The organism is Pseudomonas pseudonitroreducens (genome assembly GCF_021603645.1).
GTDB lineage: Bacteria > Pseudomonadota > Gammaproteobacteria > Pseudomonadales > Pseudomonadaceae > Pseudomonas > Pseudomonas pseudonitroreducens.
The window spans coordinates 131,787-156,340 of sequence record NZ_BQHJ01000012.1 but is presented as its reverse complement, the minus strand read 5'-3'; the positions used below and the strand labels follow the sequence as shown (position 1 = coordinate 156,340).

Below are 24,554 nucleotides of genomic sequence, written 5' to 3'. Positions count from 1 at the left end.
GCTATGAGCGTCAAGATCAACCAGAAGATCAAAGGCTTCCAGGTGGTGGACGTGGCCGAGGAAAAGGCCCGCGTGGAAGCCGCCGCGGCTGCCGCTGTGGTGAAGATGGATGAAACCCTGCAGCGCCCGGAATTGCTGGTAGGCGCGACCTACAAGATCAAGTCGCCGCTGTTCGAGCATGCGCTGTACGTGACCATCAATGACGTGGTGCTCAACCCGGATACCCCGTACGAGCAGCGCCGGCCCTTCGAGATCTTCATCAATTCGAAGAACATGGACCACTTCCAGTGGATCGTCGCGCTCACCCGGATCATGTCCGCGGTGTTCCGCAAGGGCGGCGACTGCACCTTCCTGGTGGAAGAAATGAAGGCGGTGTTCGACCCGCGCGGCGGCTACCTGAAGCGCGGCGGCATCTATATGCCGTCGATCGTTGCCGAAATCGGTGCGGTCATCGAGCGCCACATGGTTGCCATCGGCCTGATGGAAGGCCCGCAACTGGACGAGGAACAGCGCCTGTACCTGGCCGAGAAGCGCGCCGCCTACGAGGCAGCCCAAGGCACCAACAAGGCCGAACCAGGCGAAGGCTTCCCCTCCGGCGCCCAACTGTGCGGCAAGTGCAACACCATGGCGGTGGTGCAGATGGATGGCTGTGCCACCTGTCTCAACTGCGGTCATTCGAAGTGTGGGTGAGCCCGCTCAAAACGCATGCGTTTTGAAGGGCGAACGCCCGGCCATGGATGGCCGGGCCGGGGTTGACCTTGAGCAGAGAAGAAACGGCAAGGATGCCAGCGCCGAATTAGATCTTTACGGCGCCCGCAGGCGTCGCCCGGCGAACGCCCGGCCATGGATGGCCGGGCCGGGGTTGACCTTGAGCAGAGAAGAAACGGCAAGGATGCCAGCGCCGAATTAGATCTTTACGGCGCCCGCACGCGTCGCCCGGCGAACGCCCGACCATGGATGGCCAGGCCGGGGTTGACCTTGAGTAGAGGATCAACGGCAGGGATGTCCTCTCCGGTTCAGATCTTCACTCCCGCATTACACCGGCCTGCTCTTTTGTAGGAGCGAGCTTGCTCGCGAACCAACTCCGCTGCGGGGCCTGTTCGCGAGCAAGCTCGCTCCTACGAAGAGCCGTCGGAGCGTTTACAGCGCAAACGGCAGGTGAATCCCCACCGTCTGCCGCTGCGCCAGTCGCCGTTCGAACTCCTGCGGATCGTGGATCAGCACATCCTGCCCCGCAAACGCCTCGGCGGCGATCAGCCGTGACAGCCAGAAGCGCACGCAAGCCACCCGCAGCATCTCCGGCCACAGCTCGGCCTCCAGCGCGGTGAACGGCCGCTTCGATGCATAAGCCGCCAGCAGGGCTCGGGCGCGCGGGCCGTCGAGGGCGCCGTCGTCGCTGGAGCACCAGTCGTTCACGGTGATCGCCAGGTCGTAGAGCATCCAGCCCGAGCTGGCGTTGTAGAAGTCGATGACCCCGGCCAGATGCGGGCCGTCGAACAGCACATTGTCGCGGAACAGGTCGGCATGCAGGTTGGCGCGTGGCAGTGCCGGTTGTTCGGCGAGCAGGCGGGCAATTTCTTCCAGCGCATCGCCCAGCAGAGTCGCGGCGTTGCCGGAAAGGTGCGACTGCATCGTCTCGCCTTCATGCAGCATCCAGCTCAGGCCACGGTCGCTGGGGCGCTCGATGATCCGTTCACGGGTCGCCAGGTGCAGGCGGGCCAGCAGATCGCCGACTTCCTGGCAGTGATGGTTGTTCGGTGAGCGCTCGTGGCGGCCAGCCAGGCGCGGCTGCAGCAGCGCAGGCTTGCCCGCGAGCTGACGCAGCGCCTCGCCGTCCTTCGTGCGCAGGGCGTAGGGCACCGGCAGATCGGCTTCGTGCAGCACGTCGAGCAACTCGATGAAGAACGGCATTTCCTGCACTGGGCCGCGCTCGACCAGGGTCAGGACGAACTCGCCCTGTTCGAGGCTGACGAAGAAGTTGCTGTTCTCCGACCCTTCGGCGATGCCGCGGAAGTCGCGCAGGCGGCCGAGGCCATAGGGGGCGAGGAAGTCTTCGAGAACCGGACGTTCCAGAGGCGTGAATACCGACATGCTCAATCCTCTGGAGCGTCGTGGGCGGGAAGGTTTACCAGCTGAAGATCTGCCACTGCGGAATCAGCTTGTCGGGCTGGTCCGAGCGGATGAAGTTGCCGTCGCTGCCATCCTGGCGCACCAGGAAGTACGGCTTGCCATGCTTGGGGATGACCTTGATGGCGTAGAGGAAACCGTTGACGCGGTATTCCTGGATGGTCTTGTCGCCCTCCTGGCGGATGGTCACATCCGGTTCCGGCGTCGGGGCGTCGTCCGCCGCCATGACGGAAGTCGCGCCAAGACCCAGTAGAGCGGCGAGCAACAGGCGGTTCAACGTACGCATGATAACCTTGTCCCTTTGTCGAATTGGCTACGGACATTTTAGCCCGAGCCCTTCTGAAAAGGTTGATTCCCCTCATGAGCCAAGCACCCCTCGTCCTCGTGGACGGCTCGTCCTACCTGTATCGCGCCTTCCATGCCCTGCCGCCGCTGATGACCTCCACCGGCATGCCCACGGGAGCGGTGAAGGGCGTGCTGAACATGCTCAAGAGCCTGCGCAAGCAATACCCGGATAGCCCCTTCGCGGTGGTCTTCGATGCCAAGGGCGGGACCTTCCGCGACGAGATGTTTGCCGAATACAAGGCCAACCGTCCCTCGATGCCGGACGACCTGCGCGTGCAGGTGGAACCGCTGCACGCCACCGTGCGCGCCCTCGGCCTGCCACTGCTGTGTGTGGAAGGCGTGGAAGCGGACGACGTGATCGGTACCCTGGCCCGGCAGAGCGCGGCCGGAGGCCGGGCGGTGGTGATCTCCACCGGTGACAAGGACATGGCGCAGCTGGTCGACGGGCACATTACGCTGGTCAATACCATGACCGGTAGCGTGCTCGACGTGGATGGCGTTAAAGAGAAATTCGGTGTCGGTCCTGAACTGATCATCGATTACCTGGCGCTGATGGGCGACAAGGTCGACAACATTCCCGGCGTGCCCGGCGTCGGCGAGAAAACCGCCCTCGGCCTGCTCACCGGCGTGGGTGGCGGCCTGGATGTGCTCTACGCCAGCCTGAACAAGGTGCCCGAGCTGCCGATCCGCGGTGCCAAGGGCCTGCCGGCCAAGCTCGAAGAGCACAAGGACATGGCCTACCTGTCCTACAAGCTCGCGACCATCAAGTGCGATGTCGAACTGAACATCGAGATCGATGCCCTGCACCCCGGCGAGCCGGACCGCGAGGCGCTGACCGAGCTGTACCGCACCCTGGAATTCAAGACTGGGCTGGACGACCTGCAACGCCAGGCGGCCAAGGCCGGAACTCCCCAGCTGGCGCTGGAAGAGGCTCCGGCTGCAGCGGCGGAGAAGCGCTACGAGATCGTCCTGGAACAGAGCCAGTTCGATGCCTGGCTGAAGAAGCTGGAAGCCGCCGAGCTGATCGCCTTCGACACCGAGACCACCAGCCTCGACCCGCAGCAGGCCCAGGTCGTGGGCGTGTCCTTCGCGGTCACGGAAGGTGAAGCCGCCTATGTGCCGCTGGCGCACAGCTACATGGGCGTGCCGGCGCAGCTGGACCGCGATGCCGTGCTCAAGGCGCTCAAGCCGCTGCTGGAAGACCCGAAGAAGCGCAAGGTCGGCCAGCACGCCAAATACGACATGAATGTCCTGGCCAACGCTTCGACGCCCATCGCCGTGCAGGGCATCGCCTACGACACCATGCTCGAATCCTACGTGCTGGACTCCACCGCGACCCGCCACGACATGGACAGCCTGGCGCTGAAGTACCTCGGCCACAGCACCATCCGCTTCGAGGACATTGCTGGCAAGGGCGCCAAGCAGCTGACCTTCGACCAGATCGCCCTGGAGCAGGCCGGCCCCTACGCCGCTGAAGACGCCGACGTCACCCTGCGTCTGCACCAGACGCTGTGGCAGAAGCTGGAAGCTATCCCGTCGCTGGCCAAGGTTCTGACCGAGATCGAAATGCCGCTGGTGCCGGTGCTGGCGCGTATCGAGCGGAATGGTGCACTGGTCGACGCCAACCTGCTGGGCAAGCAGAGTGTCGAGCTGGGCGAGAAGATGGTCGAGCTGCAGCGCCAGGCCTATGACTTGGCGGGCGAAGAATTCAACCTCGGCTCGCCCAAGCAACTGGGCGCCGTACTTTATGAAAAGCTGGGGCTGCCGGTGTTGTCGAAGACTGCCACTGGCCAGCCGTCGACAGCGGAAAACGTCCTCGCCGAGCTGGCCGAGCAGGATTACGAGCTGCCCAAGGTGATCATGCAGTACCGCTCCATGAGCAAACTCAAGAGCACCTACACCGACAAGCTGCCGGAGCAGATCAACCCGCGCACCGGGCGCATCCACACCAGCTACCACCAGGCGGTGGCGGCCACCGGCCGGCTGTCCTCCAGCGACCCGAACCTGCAGAACATCCCGATCCGCACCGCAGAAGGCCGGCGCATTCGCCAGGCCTTCGTCGCGCCCAAGGGCTACAAGCTGCTGGCGGCGGACTATTCGCAGATCGAACTGCGCATCATGGCCCACCTGGCCAAGGACGAAGGCCTGCTGGACGCCTTCCGCCATGATCGCGACGTGCACCGCGCCACCGCCGCCGAAGTCTTCGGCGTACCGCTGGACGAGGTGACTTCCGATCAGCGCCGTAGCGCCAAGGCGATCAACTTCGGCCTGATCTACGGCATGAGCGCCTTCGGCCTGGCCAAGCAGATCGGCGTCGAGCGCAAGGAAGCCCAGGCCTACATCGACCGCTACTTCGCCCGTTATCCGGGTGTGCTGGCCTACATGGAGCGCACCCGCGCCCAGGCCGCCGAGCAGGGCTTCGTCGAGACCCTGTTCGGCCGCCGCCTGTACCTGCCGGAAATCGCCTCGAAGAACGGCGCCATGCGCAAGGCCGCCGAACGCACGGCGATCAACGCGCCGATGCAGGGCACCGCGGCGGACATCATGAAACGTGCGATGGTGGCTGTGGATAACTGGCTGCAGGACAGCGCTATCGATGCCCGCGTCATCCTCCAGGTGCACGATGAACTGGTGCTGGAAGTACGCGAAGACCTGGTCGATCAGGTCCGTGATGGCATTCGGCCGCTAATGAGCGGCGCGGCGCAACTGGACGTACCGTTGGTCGTCGAGGCCGGTGTCGGGGCGAACTGGGATGAGGCGCACTGACGACTGGACGAACGGTCGGAGGGCCCGTCAGGCGGGCCTTCTGGCACGATTGTCCGGGTTGCTGCGGGCCTGCCGGAAAAAATCTTTTGTGACCTGCTGAACTTTCCCGCGAGGAGCCGAGTCAGAACTGGTGAATGGCTGGTGAAGCCCTTCGATGCTCCTTTGCAGTGTTTAGTGTTGGCAGATTACTGGACCCCGCCCTAGCGGTCCGGACTTAAACCCCGAACTTCCCCCTCCCCATACGAAGCTCGGGGTTTTTTTTGCCTGCGATTTGGCCTCAGGCCTCCTCTTCTTCTTCCTCGTCCAGCAGCCCGAGCCAGCCGGCCAGGACCAGCTGCGCTTCTTCCACGCCCTGGCGCTTGGGCGCCGAGAACAGCTGCAGGGTGGCGACATCGCCCCAGCCGTCGAGGATTTCCTTGCGGGTCTTGAGCAGCGCGTTCTTCGCCGCGCCGTAGGCCAGCTTGTCGGCCTTGGTCAGCAGCACGTGGATCGGCAGCTGGCTGGCCTGCGCCCAGTCGAGCATCAGGCGGTCGAAATCGGTCAGCGGATGACGGATATCCATCAGCAGCACCACGCCGGCTAGCGCATTGCGGCTGGAGAGATAAGCTTCCAGGTGCTGCTGCCAGTGAAGTTTCAGCGGAATCGGCACCTTGGCGTAGCCGTAGCCGGGCAGGTCGACCAGGCGGCGTTCGTCATCCAGGCGGAAGAAGTTCAGCAACTGGGTGCGGCCGGGGGTTTTGGAGGTGCGTGCCAGGTTCGCGTGGGTCAGCGCATTCAACGCGCTGGACTTGCCCGCGTTGGAGCGGCCGGCGAAGGCGACTTCCAGGCCGGAATCTTCCGGGCACTGGTTCACCTTGGCGGCGGAGATGAGGAAAGTGGCCTGTTGGCAGAGGCCGAGAATCGGGTTTTTCGTAGCGTTATTCGAGGACATGGGTAACTTCGCGGCGGGTGCGACGCGGTGTCGCGGGGGGCGGTTTCGTTTCCGTTTGGGCATCTGAAGTATATAATGCCGCGGATTTTGTGTGCGCTTTATCCCCCAGGGTCGAGCCACACGGGAACGTTGGAGTCCGCGCAATCAAGAACGCGGATGTTCCCTGCGATGAGGATAATCATGAAGAAACTGCTGTTCGCAGCCATCGTTGCCGCGCTGGCATCCAGCGCCCTGGCGGCCCAGGATCCGGAAGCCGTTTTCAACAGAGCCTGTGGCGCCTGCCACAATGGTCAGTTGCCAATGGCGCCGAAGAAGGGCGACGCCGCCGCTTGGAAGCCACGCCTGGACAAGGGCATGGATACGCTGGTGCAACATGTGACCAACGGTTTCAACGCGATGCCGCCTCGCGGCCTGTGCACCGACTGCAGCGCCGAGGACTACCAGACAATTATCCAGTGGATGTCGAAGTAACTCGGGGCCTTACTCTTTCACCCTTAGCCGTTATTGGATTAGCTGATGAACAAATTGATCGTGAGTCTGCTGTTGACCCTGGGTCTTGTCGGTGTGGCGAACGCCGCTGGCGATGCCAAGGCCGGTCAGGCGAAAGCTGCTGTCTGTGGTGCCTGCCACGGTGCCGATGGCAACAGCATGGCGCCCAACTTCCCGAAACTGGCCGGGCAGGGTGAGCGTTACCTGCTCAAGCAGATGCACGACATCAAGGACGGCAAGCGCACCGTGCTGGAAATGACCGGCCTGCTGACCAACCTCAGCGATGAGGACCTGGCCGACATCGCCGCCTACTTCGCCAGCCAGAATGGCAGCGTCGGCGCCGCCGATCCCAAGCTGGTCGCCCAGGGTGAAGCCCTGTTCCGCGGCGGCAAGCTCGCCGAAGGCATGCCGGCCTGCACCGGTTGCCACAACCCGGCTGGCCAGGGCAACGCCGAAGCCGGCTTCCCGCACCTGGGTGGCCAGCACGCGGCCTACACCGCCAAGCAGCTGACTGCTTTCCGCGAAGGCGAGCGCACCAACGACGGCGACGCCATGATCATGCGCAGCATCGCCGCCAAGCTGTCCAACAAGGACATCGCTGCGATCTCCAGCTACATCGAAGGCCTGCACTAAGCGGGCATCCGGCGAAAACGCCGGAGCGAAAAACTGCTTGGAAAAAAAGGGTGGCTTCGGCCACCCTTTTTTGCATCCGTCACCACTACAATGCTGGAACCGTGTCTGGCCCCTCCGGTCAAACCGCTTCATCCCGCCGCGCCGCAGCGTGGCGGTTCCGCTCAGCCAAGGAGTGAACCATGCGTAACCTGATTTTCACCGCCGCTCTTGCCTTCGCCGGCCTGTTCGCCGTCAACGCGAACGCCGCCGACTTCGAAGCGGGCAAGAACTATACCGAGCTGAACCAGGCCGTTCCGGTCTCCCAGCCCGGCAAGATCGAGGTGGTGGAGCTGTTCTGGTACGGCTGCCCGCACTGCTATGCGTTCGAACCGACCATCAACCCGTGGGTCGAGAAGCTGCCGGCCGACGTTCACTTCGTGCGTATCCCGGCCATGTTCGGCGGTCTGTGGAACATCCACGGCCAACTGTTCCTGACCCTGGAATCCATGGGTGTAGAGAAGAAGGTGCACCACTCGGTCTTCGAGAAGCTGCACAACAACCCGAAGGCCCTGACCACTCCGGAAGAAATGGCTGACTTCGTCGCCGAGCAGGGCGTGGACAAGGACAAGTTCCTCAGCACCTACAACTCCTTCGCCATCAAGGGCCAGATCGAGAAGGCCAAGAAACTGGCAATGGCCTACCAGATCAGCGGCGTGCCGACCCTGGTGGTCAATGGCAAGTACCGCTTCGATATCGGCTCGGCCGGCGGCCCGGACGAGGCGCTGCAGTTGGCTGACCAGCTGATCGCCAAGGAACGCGCCGACGCCAAGGCTGCCCAGTAAGGTCCGACGACGATGCTGCGCCGGCGGACTCGTGAGCGTGTCGCGGGGGCCTGCGTCCCACGGGTGAACAGCGCCCATGGGATACCCGCCGGCCTGCCCGACGACGGCCGGCTGCGCCTGCTCAGTTTCAATATCCAGGTGGGCATCAGTACCGAAAGGTACCGCCACTACCTGACCCGCGGCTGGCAGCACCTGCTGCCGGCCGCCGGGCGTGCCAACAACCTGCAGCGCATCGGCGAACTGCTCCACGACTATGACGTGGTGGCCCTGCAGGAAGCCGATGGTGGCAGCATCCGCTCCGGCAACATCAACCAGGTCGAGCACCTGGCCCAGCTCGGTGCCTTCCCCTACTGGTACCAGCAGCTCAATCGCAACCTCGGGCGCATCGCCCAGCACAGCAACGGCCTGCTCAGCCGCTTGCAGCCCACTGCCCTGGAAGACCATCCGCTGCCCGGCCCGCCCGGTCGCGGCGCGATCCTCATGCGCTTCGGCGAAGGCAGGGACGCGCTGGCGGTGGTGATGATGCACCTGGCCCTCGGCGCGCGGACCCGTACCCGCCAGCTCGCCTATATCCGCGAGCTGCTGCAGGACTACCGCCATCACGTGCTGATGGGCGACATGAACACCCATGCCACCGACCTGCTGGAAAGCTCGCCATTGCGCGACCTCCAGCTCATCGCCCCGCAGGTCGAGGCCACTTTCCCCAGCTGGCGCCCGCAGCGCTGCCTGGACCACATCCTGCTCAGTTCCGAGCTGGCGCTGGAACGCGTCAGTGTCCTCCCGCACCCGATTTCCGACCACCTGCCGGTAGCCGTGGAAATCCGCCTGCCGGATGCCCTGCGTTCGTCCTCGTCGCTCGCCTTGCGCGGCGAGGACCCTGAATGAGTCGCGACGACGACCAGCGCTGGAAACAGAAATACCTGGATAACCTCGAACAGCAGGAGAAGCTCGAACGGCGCTGGGATGCCCGCCTCGACCTGCTGCGTCGCGGCCTGGTGCGCAGCAGCCTGGCGGCCGAAGGCAGCGACAAGGCGGTGGATGCCTGCATGCAGGAGCTGCGCGAAGTGTTGCGCCGCGACGATATGGATGCCGGGCTGTCGCGCCTGATCCCGCAACTGGAAAAGGCCGTACTCGACTCCGAGCAGCGCCGCCAGCAGCGTATCGAGCAGAACGTCGCCGCGCTCGGCCAGCTGTCGCAACAACTGTTGTCCCTGGACATGCCGGGTGATGTGCGCAAGCCGCTCAAGCGCCTGGCCAAGGATATTCCCAGCCGCGGCAGTTCCTCCCGCGAACTTCCCGCGCTGCTGGGTGAGCTGAGTCGCCTGCAGCGCCAGGTGCTGGATCATTTTGGCACTGCTGGCGGAGAACAGCGGCCCGGATTCCTGCAGCGGCTGTTCGGCAGCCGCGACAGTGATGACGCGGATGGGGCGGAACCGAACCCTGTCGCGCCCAGCGCCACGCCAGAAAGCGAGCCGATGCCCGAAGCGGCGCTGGAGTTACCGCCGTCCAGCAATGCCCAATCTGCTGCACCTGCACCTGCACCTGCACCTGCACCTGCACCTGCACCTGCACCTGCACCTGTCGATGCGGTCGTCGCTGAGAAGGCTGCCGAGCCTGCCCTGGCGCCGCTTGCCGACGTTGCACCAGCCTTGGTGCCGGAGCCCTTCGCAGCGCCGTCGTCGATCGCACGAGCCGAGCCTGTCGCCGTGGTGCAAGCCGCTGCCAGCGCTTCCGCGACTGAGCATCCCGCCCACGATGAGGCCAGGTTGCTCGACAGTCTGCCGGTGCCGCCTGGCCTGTTCGGCACGCCGGAGGACGCGCACCAGGCCAGCGATCCCTATGCCTTGCCGCCGCGTCCGGAGCCCGGCTACAGCGCGGTGGCGCCGCACATCGAGGCGAGCCTGCTGCGCCTGCTGGACGAGATGCACCTGCCGGCTGCCCAGCAGATCCAGGCCGAGGCGCTGCGTTCGCGCATCCACGGCAGCCTCAACTGGTACGAACTGGTGCCCGTGCTGGATGACCTGGGCGTCCTCGTGCTGTCGCTGAACGACAGCGGCCAGCGCGAATTCGAAGGTTACCTGCACCAGCTCAACGCGCGCCTGGGCGCCTTCCTCGATGGCTTGCAGGCAGTACAGGAAAATCACAGTGGCACCAGCTCCAGCGCCCGTGAGCTGGACGACACCCTGCGCGCACAGGTCAGCGGCCTGAAGGAAAGTGTGCTGGAGGCCACCGACCTGGAAGGCCTGAAGCGCAACGTCGAGTCACGCCTGCAGGGGCTGGTGGGCACCATGGACCGCTTCCGTGAGGAGCGCGAGGTCCGTGAACGCGAAGTGAGCGAGCGCATCCAGTCGCTGGTGACCCGTGTCGCCAGCATGGAAGAGGAAGCCCGCACCTTCCAGGCGAACATCGAGGACCAGCGCCAGAAGGCCATGACTGATGCCCTGACCGGCCTGCCCAACCGTGCCGCGTTGAGCGAGCGACTGGAGCTGGAGGTCGCGCGCTGGGAGCGCTATGGCGGCGACCTGCTGTTGGCGGTGCTGGATGTCGATCACTTCAAGCGCATCAACGACGATTTCGGTCACCTGGCCGGCGACAAGGTGCTGAAAATCATTGCCAACGAGCTGGCCAAGCGCGTGCGCAAGACCGATTTCATCGCCCGCTTCGGTGGCGAAGAGTTCGTCGTGCTGCTGCCCTCCACGCCGTTGGACGGTGGGCAGCAACTGCTCGACGTGCTGCGCGGCGCCATCGAGGCCTGTCCGTTCCACTTCAAGGGTGAGCGCCTGAGCATTACCTGCTCGGCGGGCCTGACAGCCTTCCGTGCAGGTGAGCGCGCCGAAACCGCCTTCGAACGGGCCGACCAGGCGCTTTACCGCGCCAAGCGCGGCGGACGCAACCGACTCGAAGTCGACTGAGCACACGGCGTTTCCTGTAGGAGCGAGCTTGCTCGCGAACCCCGGCACCGCCGGTAAACATCGTGGACGGAGTCCGCTCCTGCAGAAGATCGCTTCCGTTCGAACGGGAAATTCTTGACGAACGAAACAACATGGGTTTTGATTCGCACACTTATCTTTCGAATCGAAACTTAATCGTTCATGTCGAAACGCAATACGCCCCAACGTCGCCACGACATCCTGGCGCTGCTCGCCGAACAGGGCGAGGTCAGCGTGGACGATCTCGCGCGCCGCTTCGCCACCTCCGAGGTGACCATCCGCAAGGACCTGGCCGCCCTGGAAGGCAACGGCCTGCTGCTACGCCGCTACGGTGGCGCGGTGCCGATGCCCCATGAGCTGATCGCCGAGCCGAGCCAGCCGCTGTCGCGCTACAAGCAGGCCATCGGCCGGGCGGCGGCCGCCTGCATCCGCGAGCACGCGCGAATCATCATCGACAGCGGCAGCACCACCGCCGCGCTGATACCCGAGCTGGGCCGCAAGCCCGGCCTGGTGGTGATGACCAACTCCCTGAGCGTGGCCAACGCACTGCGCGAGCTGGAGCGTGAGCCCGTGCTGTTGATGACTGGCGGCACCTGGGACCCGCACTCGGAGTCGTTCCAGGGACAGGTGGCCGAACAGGTGCTGCGCTCCTACGATTTCGATCAGCTGTTCATCGGTGCCACCGGCCTGGACCTCGAGCGCGGCACGACGACCTTCAACGAACTGCTGGGCCTGAGCCGGGTCATGGCCGAGGTCGCCCGCGAGGTGATCGTCATGGCCGAGTCCGACAAGCTGGGCCGGCGCATACCCAACCTGGAGCTGCCCTGGAGCAGTGTCCAGGCACTGATTACCGACGAACGCCTGAGCGATGAAGCGTTCGAACTGATCCAGGCGCGCGGCGTGAAAGTGATCCGCGCGCGCTGTGAAGACTGACAGGAGACACAAGCCATGTGTGGAATCGTAGGCGCCATCGCCGAGCGTAATATCACCCCGATCCTCGTCGAAGGCCTCAAGCGCCTGGAATACCGTGGCTACGACAGCGCCGGTGTGGCGGTGATCGACAATACCGGCGCGCTGGATCGCCGCCGTCGGGCGGGCAAGGTATCCAGCCTCGAGCAGGCCATTGCCGAGCAGCCGCTGCTCGGTCGCCTGGGCATCGCCCACACTCGCTGGGCCACCCACGGTGCGCCCACCGAGGCCAACGCCCACCCGCACTTCTCCCGTGGCGAAGTGGCCGTGGTGCACAACGGCATCATCGAGAACTTCGAGCCCCTGCGCGAAATGCTCAAGGCGCGTGGCTACGAGTTCACCTCGCAGACCGACACCGAGGTCATCGCCCACCTGCTGCACCTGCGCCTGGGCGAGCTGGGTGACCTGACCGTCGCGCTCAAGGCCGTCGTCAAGGAATTGCACGGCGCCTATGGCCTGGCGGTGATCAGCAGCAAGCAGCCGGACCGCATCCTTGCCGCCCGCAGCGGCAGCCCGCTGGTGGTGGGCCTGGGCCATGGCGAAAACTTCCTCGCCTCTGACCAGTTGGCGCTGCGCCAGGTGACCGACCGCTTCATTTACCTGGAAGAAGGCGACATCGCCGAAATCCATCGCGACAGCCTGCAGCTGTGGGACGTCAACGGCAACCCGGTGCAGCGCGAGGAAGTGCGCTACCACGAGGGCGCCGAGGCGGCCGACAAGGGCGGCTATCGCCACTTCATGCTCAAGGAAATCCACGAGCAGCCGGCCGTGGTGCAACGCACCCTGGAAGGTCGCCTGGGCAGCGGGCAGGTGCTGGTGGACAACTTCGGCCCGCAGGCCCGCGAGCTGCTGGCCAAGGTGCGCACCGTGCAGATTGTTGCTTGCGGCACCAGCTACCACGCCGGCATGGTCGCCCGTTACTGGCTGGAAAGCCTGACCGGCATTCCCTGCCAGGTCGAGGTCGCCAGCGAGTTCCGCTACCGCAAGGTCGCGGTGCACCCGGATTCGCTGTTCGTCACCATTTCCCAGTCCGGCGAGACCGCCGACACCCTGGCTGCGCTGCGCTATGCCAAGGAGCTGGGCTTCCTCTCCAGCCTGGCGATCTGCAACGTCGCCACCAGTTCGCTGGTGCGCGAGTCGGACATGACCCTGCTGACCAACGCAGGTCCCGAGATCGGCGTGGCCTCCACCAAGGCTTTCACCACCCAGTTGGTCGCGCTGTTGCTGCTGACCCTGGGCATCGGCCAGGTGCAGAAGCGCCTGGGTGAAGGCGTCGAGGCCGAGCTGGTGAATGAGCTGCGCCGCCTGCCGACCCACCTGGAAGAGGCTCTTTCCATGGACAAGGTGGTGGAGAAGGTCAGTGAGCTGTTTGCCGAGAAGCACCACACCCTGTTCCTCGGTCGTGGCGCCCAGTACCCGGTGGCGTTGGAAGGCGCGCTGAAGCTCAAGGAAATCTCCTACATTCACGCCGAAGCCTACCCCGCCGGTGAGCTGAAGCACGGCCCGCTGGCCCTGGTCGACGCCGACATGCCGGTGGTGACCGTGGCGCCAAACAACGAGCTGCTGGAAAAGCTCAAGTCCAACCTGCAGGAAGTGCGTGCCCGTGGTGGCGAACTGGTGGTCTTCGCCGAGGGCGGCACCGGTATCGACAACGGCGCGGGCACCCACGTGGTGGGGATGCCGGCGATCCATGATTGCCTGGCGCCGATCCTCTACACCGTGCCGCTGCAACTGCTGTCCTACTACGTTGCCGTGCTCAAGGGCACCGACGTTGACCAGCCGCGCAACCTGGCGAAGTCCGTCACGGTGGAATAAGCGCGCAGGCGCAAGGAGAAAGGTCCCTTCGGGGGCCTTTTTTCGTTTTGGGGCGGAGCAATTCGCGGGATGAGGCCAGGGGAAGATCAACATTCCCCCGGTGCCTGCACGTCCGGGGGTGTGGACGGGGCACCGAGGCCAGGCGGCTTGAGCCGCTACACGAGGGGAATGGAAATCGACCTTGTCTTGTGGACAAGGTCGGGCTCCGACCCTGCGAGGGGTACCTGACAAGTCTCCCGCAGGGCGGGGAGCGGAGCCAACGATAGAAGCTGGCCAAGGGCCGGTCAATCGGAAACGACAAACGCGCGTTCGCAAGTGTCCGATATTCGAACCGAAAGGTCCGGCGCAGGCCGCGGATTTCGTTAGCCGGCTATCGGAAGCGTCTATACTGTTTCTGATTGTGTCAGCGGAAAATGCCTTGCGGCGATTCGCTGGCAAGGGCGGCGAGGGAGTACCGTCCTCACGTCCGGGATGCAGTTAAACCGACAAGAGAATCCCCATGAACGCACCTGCTGCACCGCAGTACTCCGCCCACGAGCGCCGCTCGCGCATCCTCGCCATCGTCGGCGCCTCCTCGGGCAACCTGGTGGAGTGGTTCGACTTCTACGTCTACGCCTTCACCGCCCTGTACTTCGCCCATGCCTTCTTCCCCTCCGACGATCCGACGGTGCAACTGCTCAACACCGCCGGGGTATTCGCCGCGGGCTTCCTGATGCGCCCCATTGGCGGTTGGCTGTTCGGCCGCATCGCCGACAAGAAGGGCCGCAAGACCGCGATGATGATCTCGGTGCTGATGATGTGTGGCGGCTCGCTGGCCATCGCGGTGATGCCGACCTACGCCAGCATCGGCGTGGCGGCTCCTGCATTGCTGCTGCTCGCGCGGTTGTTCCAGGGGCTCTCGGTTGGCGGCGAGTACGGCACCAGTGCGACCTACATGAGTGAGGTGGCACTCAAGGGCCAGCGCGGCTTCTTTGCTTCCTTCCAGTACGTGACCCTGATCGGCGGCCAGCTGCTGGCCGTGCTGGTAGTGGTGATCCTGCAGCAGTTGCTGACCACCGATGAGCTGAAGGAATGGGGCTGGCGGATTCCCTTCGTGGTCGGCGCGATCACCGCGGTGATCGCCTTCTACCTGCGCCGCTCGCTGAACGAGACGGCCAAGGAAGCCAACCTCAAGCGCAAGGAATCGGGCACCCTCACCGAACTGTTCACCCACCACAAGCGCGCCTTTTTCACCGTGCTCGGCTTCACTGCCGGCGGCTCGCTGATCTTCTACACCTTCACCACCTACATGCAGAAGTACCTGGTGAATACCGCCGGGATGGACGCCAAGGTGGCCAGCGGCGTGATGACCTTCGCGCTGTTCTGCTACATGTGCATGCAGCCGCTGTTCGGCGCGCTGTCCGACCGTATCGGCCGCAAGACCTCGATGCTCTGGTTCGGCGCCCTGGGCATGCTCTGCACCTGGCCGATCCTCGCCGCGCTGAAGACCGTCAGCAGCCCCTACGCGGCGTTCGGTCTGATCATCCTGGCCATGGCCATCGTCAGCCTCTACACCTCGATCAGCGGCCTGATCAAGGCCGAGATGTTCCCGCCGCAGATCCGCGCCCTGGGCGTGGGCCTGTCCTATGCGGTGGGCAACGCGATCTTCGGGGGTTCCGCCGAATACGCGGCCCTGGGGCTGAAGAGCATGGGCGTCGAGGAGTACTTCTACATCTACGTTTCGGTCATGTGCGGCGTGGCGCTGCTGGTCTGCCTGCTGCTGCCGGACCTGCGCAAGGTCAGCTACCTCAACGACGAGGACTGACCCGCGCCATTCGCTAATCGTTGCTTCGGCCGCGCAGTGCGTGGTCGGGCAGCGACAGGGCGATCAGCAGGGCCAGGGCGCCGAACCCGGCGTTGATCAGGAACAGCTGCCCGAACACCCCATCCAGCGCCAGCCGCTGCGTTTCATGGCCTTCGCCGCTCAGGCTGGCCAGCAGGGCGCTGGCCGACAGCCCATGACCCGCCTCGCCTGCCAGTGGCTGCAGCATCGCCAGCAGCAGCGCGGACATCAGTGCGATCCCCACCGCCCCGCCCAGTGAGCGGAACAGCGTGATGTTGCTGGTCGCCACGCCCAGATGCTTCGTTTCGACCGCACTCTGCGCCGCCACCAGGCTGGTGGGGAACTGCGTGCCGGCGGCGATCCCGGTGAGCAGCATGCAGACGCCGGAGAAGAAGTAGGCGCTCGGCGGCGTCAGCGCCAGGCCGGCAATCGCCAGCGGCATCAACAAGGCGCCAGCGACGATCTGCGGCTTGTAGCGGCCGATGATCGCTGTGAGCCGGCCGCAGCAGTACGCGCCAATCGGCACGCCCATGGCCAGCGGCAGCAGGTGCAGCGCGGCGCTGTCGGCCCCCGCGCCGGTGACCGACTGGAAGCGCAACGGCACCAGCACCGACAGCGAGATGACCTGGAAGCTGGCGAAGAAGCTGATCAGCCAGCTCAGGGTAGCGGCGCGAATACCGAACAGGTGCATCGGCACCAGCGGTTCCGGCGCGCGGCGTTCCTGCACGACGAACAGCCCGATCAGCAGTAGCGCGGCGAAGAACAGCGCGAGCATCTTCGGATCGTTCCAGCGCGCGCCCTGGCCGACCGCGGTGATCGCCAGCAGCAGGCTGCCCAGCCCGGCGATCATCAGCATTGTGCCGAGGTAGTCGATCACCGGCCTGCGGCCCGGTACGGGCAGGCCGCGCAGGGTCTGCCGCGATACCGCAAGGGCGACCAGGCCCACCGGCAGGTTGATCAGGAACACCCAGCGCCACGACAGGTACTCGGTGAGCACGCCGCCCAGCACCGGGCCGGCGATGCTCGCCACCGCGTACATGCTGCTGAAGTAACCCTGGTAGCGCCCGCGCTCGCGGGGCGGGACGATGTCGCCGATGATCGCCTGGCTCACCGACATCATGCCGCCGGCGCCGATGCCCTGCAGGACGCGGGCGAGTACCAGTTGTTCCATGCTCTGCGCGGCGCCGCAGAGCAGCGAGGCAAAGGTGAACAGGCCGATGGCGAAGAGCATCAGCAGGCGGCGTCCGTAGAGGTCGCCGAGCTTGCCGTAGATCGGCATGGAGATGGTCATCGCCACCATGTAGCCGGAGATGACCCAGGCGAGCAGGTCGAAGTTGCCGAAGCCGGCGGAGATCGCCGGCAGGGATACGGCGACGATGGTCTGGTCGAGCGCACCGAGGAAGATCGCCAGCATCAGCCCCACCAATACGGTGCGGACCGCCGGACGTGGCGCGGAAAAGGTATTCAAGAAAGCCCCCTTTACTTCAGAGGATCTCCGCTTCGGAGGTGTGCGGAGGGACCACAGTGTAGTGCAAGGCAGCGGCAATCTGTCACGCCGGTGTCATCGTTACCCGGCAGGAAAGGCTCTATCTCAGGCCTGGAAACGATGAGTGGCGGATCGGCTGCTACGCTTTCGTAGCGAACTATTCTTCCATTGCAGCCTGGAAGTTTCCGGGAACGCAGGTCCCGGGCAAACACTCCAAAGCAAAGGAATCGGCACGTCCCGCCGTGGTCGGCGCCACGATAGTTTTTATGCGGGCCAGGCCATAGGGGAAGACTATGGATGAGCTGGTCTATAGTTTTTCAGCCCTGTGACCAGGAGGTATGCATGAACGCCAACCTGCCCTCTGAGTTGCTGTCCCTGCAGTTGCCGCTGCGAATTCGTATCGGCGAGGCCCAGGCATTCGACCTTGGGCCAGATCCGCAGGTGACGCTCGTCGTTCGCGATCCGACTCTGCTGACCGAGATCACCCACCCTAGCCTCGATATTCTCGGCCGCGCCTATGTCGAGAATCGCATGGACATCGAGGGCCAGATCGGTGAAGTCATCGCCATGGCCGATGCACTGAGCGCTGCGCTGGGCGATGACGACAGCGATGCCGATTACGTTCGCGAAAGCCACGACAAGGCTACCGACGCCGAAGCCATTCATTACCACTACGACCTGTCCAATGAGTTCTACCAGCTCTGGCTCGATCCGGAGATGGTGTACTCGTGCGCCTACTACGAGACCGGCGCCGAAGACCTGGCCACAGCCCAACTGGCCAAGTTGCGCCACCTGTGCCGCAAGCTGCGGCTGAAACCGGGCGAAAAGCTGCTCGACGTCGGCTGTGGCTGGGGCGGGCTGGCGCGCCTGGCAGCGCGGGAGTTCGGTGTCGAGGTGCACGGCATCACCCTCAGTGAAGAGCAGCTCAAGCTCGGCCGCGAGCGGGTCAAGGCCGGAGGTCTGGAGGGCAAGGTGACGCTGGAGTTGCTGGATTATCGCGACCTGCCGCGCGATGGTCGTTACGACAAGGTGGTCAGCGTGGGCATGTTCGAGCACGTCGGCCACGCGAACCTGGGCATCTACTTCCAGCAGCTGTACGACGCGGTGCGGCCGGGCGGTCTGGTGATGAACCACGGCATCACCTCCAGCAATACCGACGGCCGTCCAGTCGGTCGCGGCGCCGGCGACTTCATCGACCGCTACGTGTTTCCCCACGGCGAGCTGCCGCACCTGTCCCTGGCCGTCGCGCGGATGAGCGAGGCAGGGCTGGAGGTGGTCGACGTCGAAGGTCTGCGCCTGCACTACGCGCGCACCCTGGAGTTCTGGAGCGCCAATCTCGAAGCCAAGCTGGCCGACGCGGCGAAGCTGGTGCCCGAGCAGGCCCTGCGCATCTGGCGCCTGTACCTGGCCGGTTGTGCCTACGGCTTCAAGAAGGGCTGGATCAACCTGCACCAGATTCTCGCCAGCAAGCCGCACGCGGATGGCGGCCACGAGGTGCCCTGGAGCCGGCGGGACATCTACTCCTGAGCCTTTGCCGCGAATGCATCGGGCCCGCTTCGGCGGGCCCGATGCATTTCCGGTGCGGAGTAAAAGGCTTGCATCGAGGCGCGTGGGAAGCTAAACCCGCTTTCCCCACTGACTCTTTGGTAGATGAATCATGGTGAATTTCTTCCCGGACCTGTCCCTCGTCGAACTGTCGCCGGCCCAGGCGCCCTGGTCGCTGCTGCTCAAGGCCGACCCCAGCCGCGAACAGATAGAGAGTTATCTGCACGACTCCCGCCTGCTGGCGCTGAACGAGGCGGCCTGCGTGCGCGGCGTCCTCACGCTGACTCCGCGCGAACCCGGCGTCGCCGAGATCACCAGCCTGGCGGTGGAGGACGAATGGCAGGAGCGTGGCCTGGGCCGTCGCCTGCTGCTGGCGGCCATCGAACAGGCTCGCGAGGCCGGCCTGCAGCGCCTGACCATCGCCACCGGCAACTCCAGCCTGGCCCAGCTCGGCCTGTACCAGCGCGTGGGCTTCCGTATCGTGGGCATCGAGACGGATCACTTCGTACGGCATTACCCCGAGCCGATCTACGAGAACGGGATCCACTGCCGCGACCAGATCCGCCTGGCACTGGACCTCACCGTCTAGTCGCGCTCCCAGCGACTCACGGCCACCGCATCGTGGGCATGCAGGCTTTCCGCATGCACCACGCGTACTTCAAAGCCTGATACCTCATCGCGCTGCATCAACGACCGGTGCAGTCGGCGTGCGGCATCCTCGCAGAACATCAGGTTCTGCCCGTTGGCCAGGGCGAAGGCCTGTTCGTCGGCGCGCTTCACCGCCGTCTGCACCGCGGTGCCGAGGGCGTCTTCGGCGTGGTCGACCAGCTCGGCGAAAGCGAACGCCTGCACGGTCGGCGCGAGGCGCAGCTTCAGCTGTGCCTCGCTGCGCTGGCTGTGCGGTGTGGCGACGATACCCTGCGGGCTGCCGAGCCAGGCGCGGACCTCGCCGGCCTTCAGCGCGCGGCCGGCGAAGTCGGCGTCGAAACGCTCCTGGATCAGCTGGCGCGCCAGTGCCGCCGAGCAAGGGCAGGTCGAGGAGTACGGCAGCGTCAGGCGCAACTCCAGGTGCAGCGCATCGTCTTCCAGTTGCGCGTGGACCTCGCAGGGATAGCGCTTCCAGCCGCTCAGCGGGCTGACCAGCGCCGGGCGCCGCAACAGCAGCTCGAAATGCAGCGCCAGACTGGCGCGCCGCGACAACTGGGCGTGGCTCCTGAGGAATTGCTTGAGCAGATCACGCAGCAGAGTTGGCGAGAGCTCTGCTGTGGCCAACGCTTCCAGCGCCAGGTACAGGCGAGACATGTGGATGCCGCGTGCCTCGGCCTCGTCGAGGCTGACGCCGGCGTCGGCGAAGGCGGCCACGCGCTCGCCGGCGATACGCAGTGGCACGGCGATGCCCTGCATGCCGACCCAGTCGAGCGGAATGGGCAGGCGGGTGGATTGGCAGGCGATATCGGGGAGCAGGGCGGTCATGGGCAGGTCGCGTCCAGTAATTGTTATAACATAACGTATTTGCTTCCCGGCAATCCCGCAATGGGTTCTTCAGCGCTCCTGCTGCTTGCAGCCGCTCACGCGCCCGCAGGTCAGCCGGGCGCTGTCGCCTGACGAGCTGCTGAAGCGGCTGATGTTGGTCCAGCCGATGCCGCGGCTGGTGCCGACCCACACCTGGCCGTCGCTGGCCACGCCGCTGAAGAAGGTCAGGCTGCCGTAGCGCGTGCCGGTCTGCGCCCAGCGCCGGCCGCTGCTGGCCTCGAAGCCGCGCAGGTAGGTGTCGTGGCCCTGGGTGGCGACGCTGTAGAGATTCCCCGAATCGTCCATGCAGGCCAGTACCGAGGCTGACCAGGCGCAGCGTGCCGGCTCCTCGCCGGGAAACGGCAGTGGCGCGGAGCCGCTGGCGTGGGCGAAGGGGGCGAACAGGCAGAGCAGCAGGGCGCGGCGCAGCATCGATGGTCTCGGCAGGTGGTGGAGCGAAACGTCGGTATCGCACGTCGTCGGATGCTTGTCAGCTCTCAATTGCGAATCGTGCATTGTTATAATATAACATAAAAGATCACTCCCTTCCGGAGACGGTCATGACCGAACAGGAACTGCTTGCCCAGCCCGGCGAGGCCTACATGAGCGAGGCGCAACAGGGCTATTTCCGCGCACTGCTGCTGGACCAGCGCGACGAGCTGCAGGTTCGCATCGAGGAAGAATTCCAGGCACTGCAGGACCCCGAGCGGGCCAGCGACGAAGCCGATGTCGCCAGTCGCGAGGAGTCGCGCCAGTGGCAACTGCGCCTGCTGGAGCGCGAGAAGAAGCTGCTCGACAAGATCGACCAGGCGCTGGAGCGCCTAGCCCGGGGTGACTACGGCTGGTGCGCGGAAACCGGCGAACCGATCGGCCTGCGCCGCCTGCTGCTGCGCCCCACCGCCTCGCTGTGCATCGAGGCCAAGGAGCGCCAGGAACGGCGCGAACTGCACGTCCGCGAAGCCTGATTGCCCTGGAGTCCCACCGTGATGAATGCGCCACTTCCCGTAACCGTGCTGTCCGGCTTCCTCGGCGCCGGCAAGAGCACGCTGCTCAACCACGTGCTGAAGAACCGCGAGGACCTCAAGGTCGCGGTCATCGTCAATGACATGAGCGAAATCAACATCGACGGCCGCGAGGTACAGCGCGACGTCAGCCTCAACCGCGGCCAGGAACGCCTGGTGGAGATGAGCAACGGCTGCATCTGCTGCACCCTGCGCGAGGACCTGCTGGAAGAGGTCAGCCGCCTCGCCAGCGAAGGCCGCTTCGACTACCTGCTGATCGAGTCCACCGGCATCTCCGAGCCGCTGCCGGTGGCCGAGACCTTCACCTTCCGCGACGAGCAGGGCCGCAGCCTGTCGGACCTGGCGCGGCTGGACACGCTGGTCACGGTGGTCGACGGACTGAACTTCCTCGCTGACTACCAGGGCGCTGACAGCCTTGCCGAGCGCGGCGAAACCCTGGGCGAGGACGATGAGCGCTCGCTCAGCGACCTGCTGGTGGAGCAGGTGGAGTTCGCCGACGTGATCCTTGTGAGCAAGATCGACCTGATCGGCAGCGCCGAGCGTGACGAGCTGCTGGCGATCCTGCGCAGGCTCAACCCCGACGCCGATATCCAGCCCATGGTCATGGGCCAGGTACCGCTGGCGCGCATCCTCGACACCGGCCGCTTCGACTTCCAGCGCGCCGAGCGGGCGCCGGGCTGGCTCAAGGAGCTGCGCGGCGAGCATCTGCCGGAGACCGAGGCCTACGGCATCTCCTCGGATGTCTACCGCGCGCGCCGGCCGTTCCACCCGCAGCGCTTCCATGACTTTCTCGCCGAGCCCTGGAGCAATGGCCGGCTGTTGCGCTCCAAGGGTTTCTTCTGGCTCGCCAGCCGCTACCGCGAGGCGGGCAGCTGGTCCCAGGCCGGCGGCCTGATGCGCCACGGCCTGGCCGGACGCTGGTGGCGCTTCGTCCCGCGCGAGCACTGGCCGCAGGACACCACCGAGCTCCAGGGCGTACTGCGCCACTGGCGCGAGGACAGCGGCGATTGCCGCCAGGAGCTGGTGTTCATCGGCCAGAACCTGGACTTCCAGCGCCTGTTCGACGAACTGGATCGCTGCCTGCTGGATGATGACGAGATGGCCGCCGGCACCACTGCCTGGAAGCGCTTGCCCGATCCATTCGAGCCCTGGGAGACGAATGCGTGACGCCCATCTGAAATTACCTACCTCCGCTCCAGACCCGACCGTTGGGTAGGAGCGGACTCTGTCCGCGATAGTCAGGCCTCCGCACAGAGGTTGATCCATGAGCAGACCCCGAGAGCCTTCCTGGCTTGCCGGCCACCAGGCACTGCGCAAAGGCAGGGCATCTATCGCAGGCGAGATCTATCTGCTGACCGTCACCACCTTCCGCCGAGAGCCGCTGTTTGTGAACTTCCCTAAGGCCTGCTGTGTAGCCCGGTGTTTCGAAGGTCGACTATCGCTGGGCGAAAACCGATTACTTGCGTGGGTGTTGATGCCTGACCATGCGCATTGGCTGCTGCAACTGGGAGAGGGTGAGCGCTTGGAGACTAGCGTCGGACGATTGAAGGCTCTCAGCGCACGCGAGTTCAATCGGCTGTCGGGACGACGGGGATCAGTCTGGACGTCCGCTTTTCACGATCACGCGCTACGCAATGAAAAGGAAGTGCTGCCTGCGGCGCGTTACATCGTCGCCAACCCGATACGAGCGGGAATGGTCAGGCGGATTGGGGATTATCCCTTCTGGAATGCACAGTGGCTGTGAGTCATCGCGGACGGAGTCCGCTCCTACGCAAGGCTTCGCCCGGGCAAAAAAACAGGCCGCCCGGGGAGAGCGGCCCAATTCACCAAGATCATGCCCGGCGTGGGGTGCCGGGAGGGTGTGAGGTACCCGGGGACAGTAGGCCCGAAGCGTGTGACAAGGCGATGACCATTACTGCGCTTTGCGCCAGTGGCCCTTGCTCTGGTTCTCGCAGAACGGCTGAAGGATTCGTGCGTCGCTGGCAACGCCGTAATAGTGGATGTCCTGGCGATAGGCAACGCCCTGGGTCTGGGCGTTTTCGCAGACGCCAAAGGCGCCACTGGGGCAGTTTTCGGCGTAGGTCACCTCGACCTTCTGGTCCTTCAGCTGCGGCTGGCAGAAGCCCTCGCGGAAGAGTTTTTCCGGGATGGTGCGGTTCTGCTGGCAGACCTTCACGTCGATGTCCTTGCCCTGGGTGTGCACCACGCAGGCTTCGCCGTGGGCGAGAAGGGGCAGGCAAGCGAGGGCGAGAGGCAGCAACAGGCGCATGATCGATCCGGGCGTGGAGTGACGAAGCCGCGACTCTAGCGCTTTTCCCGGCGAGCGTCAGGCGGCACCATGGGCGAATGTTGAAGCAGATCCCGACTCATCTCATCGCCGGCCCCCTCGGGGCCGGCAAGACCAGCCTGCTGCAGTCCTTGCTGGCGCAACGCCCGGCGGGGGAGCGCTGGGCCGTGCTGGTCAACGAATTCGGCCAGGTCGGCCTGGATGCCGCGCTGTTGTCCCGCGACGAAGACGGCGTTGCCCTGGGCGAAGTGGCCGGCGGCTGCCTGTGCTGTGTGAATGGCGCGCCCTTCCAGGTCGGCCTCGCTCGCCTGCTGCGCAAGGCCAGGCCGCAGCGCCTGTTCATCGAGCCGTCCGGCCTCGGCCATCCCGCGCAACTGCTCGCACAACTGCGCACCGCTCCCTGGCTGGGCGTGCTGGCCGTGCAACCGCTGGTCATGGTGCTCGATGCCGCCGCGCTGGCCGCCGGGCAACCCTTGCCTGAGGCACAGCAGCTGGCGCTGGGCGAGGCGACGATGCTGTTGCTGAACAAGTCCGAAGCGCTGGATGACGCAGCGCGTTCGGCCTTGGCGGCGCGCTGGCCGGCCGTGTCATTGCGCTGGACGACCCAGGGCCGCCTGTCGCTGAGCGAGCTGCCGAGGGAAGCGGTCGATGCGGCGGGCGCTGATTTGCCGCAGCCTGCCTCGAGCGCCGAACCTGCGATGCTGTTGCGCCGCGAATCACCATTGCGCCAGGTACGCGTTGAAGATGGCCGACAGGCGGTCGGCTGGCGTTTCCAGCGTGACTGGCGCTTCCGCACGGCCGAGCTGGACGCCTGGTTGGGCGGGCTTCCCGGCTTGTTGCGGGCCAAGGCTGTGGTCCACGGCGAGGACGCCTGGCTGGCCTGTAACCGTACCGTTGGTCCGGCTCCGTGGACGCCCAGCGCCTGGCGCAAGGACAGCCGGATCGAGCTGATCCTGGCTGCCGAGCTTGATCCACAGGCCCTGCAGGACGGCCTTCTGCGTTGTGCCAGCGCACCGATCTGACAGAGAAGGTTGCCCTCGCGGAACTAGTGAAT

The 24,554-nt window shown here is 65.2% G+C and carries 23 protein-coding genes; 16 read left to right on the top strand and 7 right to left on the bottom strand.

The window, feature by feature from the left end; translation table 11 throughout:
- Window positions 1–3: 3 nt before the first annotated feature.
- On the top strand, window positions 4–690 hold the full coding sequence (locus L6D89_RS26105; protein WP_236172199.1) for a TSCPD domain-containing protein: 687 nt from the start codon (window positions 4–6) through the stop codon (window positions 688–690).
- A gap of 450 nt (window positions 691–1,140) precedes the next feature.
- Here L6D89_RS26105 and L6D89_RS26100 read toward each other — a convergent pair whose 3' ends face one another.
- Together L6D89_RS26100 and L6D89_RS26095 are read right to left on the bottom strand one after the other, a co-directional pair.
- Window positions 1,141–2,091: a homoserine kinase gene (locus L6D89_RS26100; RefSeq protein ID WP_236201624.1), complete on the bottom strand. Its 951-nt coding sequence runs from the start codon at window positions 2,089–2,091 to the stop codon at window positions 1,141–1,143.
- Between the two features lie 34 nt (window positions 2,092–2,125).
- Entirely contained in the window at window positions 2,126–2,413 is a 288-nt protein-coding gene (locus tag L6D89_RS26095; RefSeq protein WP_205338483.1) for a DUF2782 domain-containing protein, read from the bottom strand.
- Window positions 2,414–2,487: 74 nt separating this feature from the next.
- Here L6D89_RS26095 and polA point away from each other — a divergent pair, with 74 nt between their 5' ends.
- A complete protein-coding gene (gene polA, locus L6D89_RS26090) occupies window positions 2,488–5,238 on the top strand; it encodes a DNA polymerase I (protein ID WP_236201623.1) in 2,751 nt (916 codons plus the stop codon).
- A gap of 277 nt (window positions 5,239–5,515) precedes the next feature.
- Here the strand turns inward: polA and yihA are convergent, their stop codons facing one another.
- Window positions 5,516–6,169 (bottom strand): ribosome biogenesis GTP-binding protein YihA/YsxC, encoded by a 654-nt coding sequence (yihA, locus tag L6D89_RS26085; RefSeq protein WP_236201622.1) that lies wholly within the window; start codon window positions 6,167–6,169, stop codon window positions 5,516–5,518.
- Between the two features lie 180 nt (window positions 6,170–6,349).
- On the opposite strand from yihA, the gene L6D89_RS26080 reads away from it, so the two are divergent.
- The 8 genes from L6D89_RS26080 to L6D89_RS26045 all read left to right on the top strand — a co-directional run bounded on the left by L6D89_RS26080 (window position 6,350) and on the right by L6D89_RS26045 (window position 15,630).
- The gene (locus tag L6D89_RS26080) at window positions 6,350–6,640 is read left to right on the top strand and encodes a c-type cytochrome (protein ID WP_017521244.1); all 291 of its coding nucleotides are present in this window, start codon (window positions 6,350–6,352) and stop codon (window positions 6,638–6,640) included.
- Window positions 6,641–6,685: 45 nt separating this feature from the next.
- Complete coding sequence (locus L6D89_RS26075; RefSeq protein ID WP_236172195.1) at window positions 6,686–7,291, top strand: c-type cytochrome; 606 nt, start codon at window positions 6,686–6,688, stop codon at window positions 7,289–7,291.
- 179 nt (window positions 7,292–7,470) lie between these two features.
- Entirely contained in the window at window positions 7,471–8,112 is a 642-nt protein-coding gene (locus L6D89_RS26070) for a thiol:disulfide interchange protein DsbA/DsbL (RefSeq protein ID WP_236172194.1), read from the top strand.
- Window positions 8,113–8,124: 12 nt separating this feature from the next.
- On the top strand, window positions 8,125–8,997 hold the full coding sequence (locus L6D89_RS26065) for an endonuclease/exonuclease/phosphatase family protein (RefSeq protein ID WP_236201621.1): 873 nt from the start codon (window positions 8,125–8,127) through the stop codon (window positions 8,995–8,997).
- Entirely contained in the window at window positions 8,994–11,024 is a 2,031-nt protein-coding gene (locus L6D89_RS26060) for a GGDEF domain-containing protein (RefSeq protein WP_236201620.1), read from the top strand. The genes L6D89_RS26065 and L6D89_RS26060 overlap by 4 nt, the downstream gene beginning before the upstream one ends.
- 180 nt (window positions 11,025–11,204) lie before the next feature.
- Complete coding sequence (locus L6D89_RS26055; RefSeq protein ID WP_236201619.1) at window positions 11,205–11,975, top strand: DeoR/GlpR family DNA-binding transcription regulator; 771 nt, start codon at window positions 11,205–11,207, stop codon at window positions 11,973–11,975.
- Between the two features lie 15 nt (window positions 11,976–11,990).
- Window positions 11,991–13,826 carry a glutamine--fructose-6-phosphate transaminase (isomerizing) gene (gene glmS / locus L6D89_RS26050; protein ID WP_236201618.1) on the top strand — a complete coding sequence of 612 codons (1,836 nt, stop codon included), beginning with the start codon at window positions 11,991–11,993 and terminating at the stop codon, window positions 13,824–13,826.
- A gap of 499 nt (window positions 13,827–14,325) precedes the next feature.
- Entirely contained in the window at window positions 14,326–15,630 is a 1,305-nt protein-coding gene (locus L6D89_RS26045; RefSeq protein ID WP_236172190.1) for an MFS family transporter, read from the top strand.
- Between the two features lie 13 nt (window positions 15,631–15,643).
- Here the strand turns inward: L6D89_RS26045 and L6D89_RS26040 are convergent, their stop codons facing one another.
- On the bottom strand, window positions 15,644–17,116 hold the full coding sequence (locus L6D89_RS26040) for an MDR family MFS transporter (protein WP_276574844.1): 1,473 nt from the start codon (window positions 17,114–17,116) through the stop codon (window positions 15,644–15,646).
- 360 nt (window positions 17,117–17,476) lie between these two features.
- On the opposite strand from L6D89_RS26040, the gene cfaB reads away from it, so the two are divergent.
- The gene (gene cfaB, locus L6D89_RS26035) at window positions 17,477–18,661 is read left to right on the top strand and encodes a C17 cyclopropane fatty acid synthase CfaB (RefSeq protein ID WP_236201617.1); all 1,185 of its coding nucleotides are present in this window, start codon (window positions 17,477–17,479) and stop codon (window positions 18,659–18,661) included.
- A gap of 130 nt (window positions 18,662–18,791) precedes the next feature.
- The gene (locus L6D89_RS26030) at window positions 18,792–19,268 is read left to right on the top strand and encodes a GNAT family N-acetyltransferase (protein ID WP_236201616.1); all 477 of its coding nucleotides are present in this window, start codon (window positions 18,792–18,794) and stop codon (window positions 19,266–19,268) included.
- Here the strand turns inward: L6D89_RS26030 and folE2 are convergent.
- Together folE2 and L6D89_RS26020 are read right to left on the bottom strand one after the other, a co-directional pair.
- Window positions 19,265–20,152, bottom strand: coding sequence for a GTP cyclohydrolase FolE2 (folE2, locus tag L6D89_RS26025; protein WP_236201615.1), 888 nt, complete (start codon window positions 20,150–20,152; stop codon window positions 19,265–19,267). The genes L6D89_RS26030 and folE2 overlap by 4 nt on opposite strands.
- A gap of 69 nt (window positions 20,153–20,221) precedes the next feature.
- Entirely contained in the window at window positions 20,222–20,623 is a 402-nt protein-coding gene (locus tag L6D89_RS26020) for a hypothetical protein (protein ID WP_236201614.1), read from the bottom strand.
- Between the two features lie 128 nt (window positions 20,624–20,751).
- Between L6D89_RS26020 and dksA the strand changes: the two genes are divergently transcribed.
- The 3 genes from dksA to L6D89_RS26005 all read left to right on the top strand — a co-directional run bounded on the left by dksA (window position 20,752) and on the right by L6D89_RS26005 (window position 22,957).
- Window positions 20,752–21,156 (top strand): RNA polymerase-binding protein DksA, encoded by a 405-nt coding sequence (gene dksA / locus L6D89_RS26015; RefSeq protein WP_236172185.1) that lies wholly within the window; start codon window positions 20,752–20,754, stop codon window positions 21,154–21,156.
- 21 nt (window positions 21,157–21,177) lie between these two features.
- Window positions 21,178–22,380 carry a zinc metallochaperone GTPase ZigA gene (zigA, locus tag L6D89_RS26010; protein WP_236201613.1) on the top strand — a complete coding sequence of 401 codons (1,203 nt, stop codon included), beginning with the start codon at window positions 21,178–21,180 and terminating at the stop codon, window positions 22,378–22,380.
- Between the two features lie 97 nt (window positions 22,381–22,477).
- On the top strand, window positions 22,478–22,957 hold the full coding sequence (locus L6D89_RS26005; RefSeq protein ID WP_236201612.1) for an REP-associated tyrosine transposase: 480 nt from the start codon (window positions 22,478–22,480) through the stop codon (window positions 22,955–22,957).
- A 168-nt stretch (window positions 22,958–23,125) separates the two neighbouring features.
- Here the strand turns inward: L6D89_RS26005 and L6D89_RS26000 are convergent, their stop codons facing one another.
- Window positions 23,126–23,482, bottom strand: a complete 357-nt coding sequence (locus L6D89_RS26000; RefSeq protein ID WP_236201611.1) for an NADH:ubiquinone oxidoreductase — start codon at window positions 23,480–23,482, stop codon at window positions 23,126–23,128.
- Window positions 23,483–23,559: 77 nt separating this feature from the next.
- Here L6D89_RS26000 and L6D89_RS25995 point away from each other — a divergent pair, with 77 nt between their 5' ends.
- Window positions 23,560–24,522, top strand: coding sequence for a CobW family GTP-binding protein (locus tag L6D89_RS25995; RefSeq protein WP_236201610.1), 963 nt, complete (start codon window positions 23,560–23,562; stop codon window positions 24,520–24,522).
- Window positions 24,523–24,554: the final 32 nt, after the last annotated feature.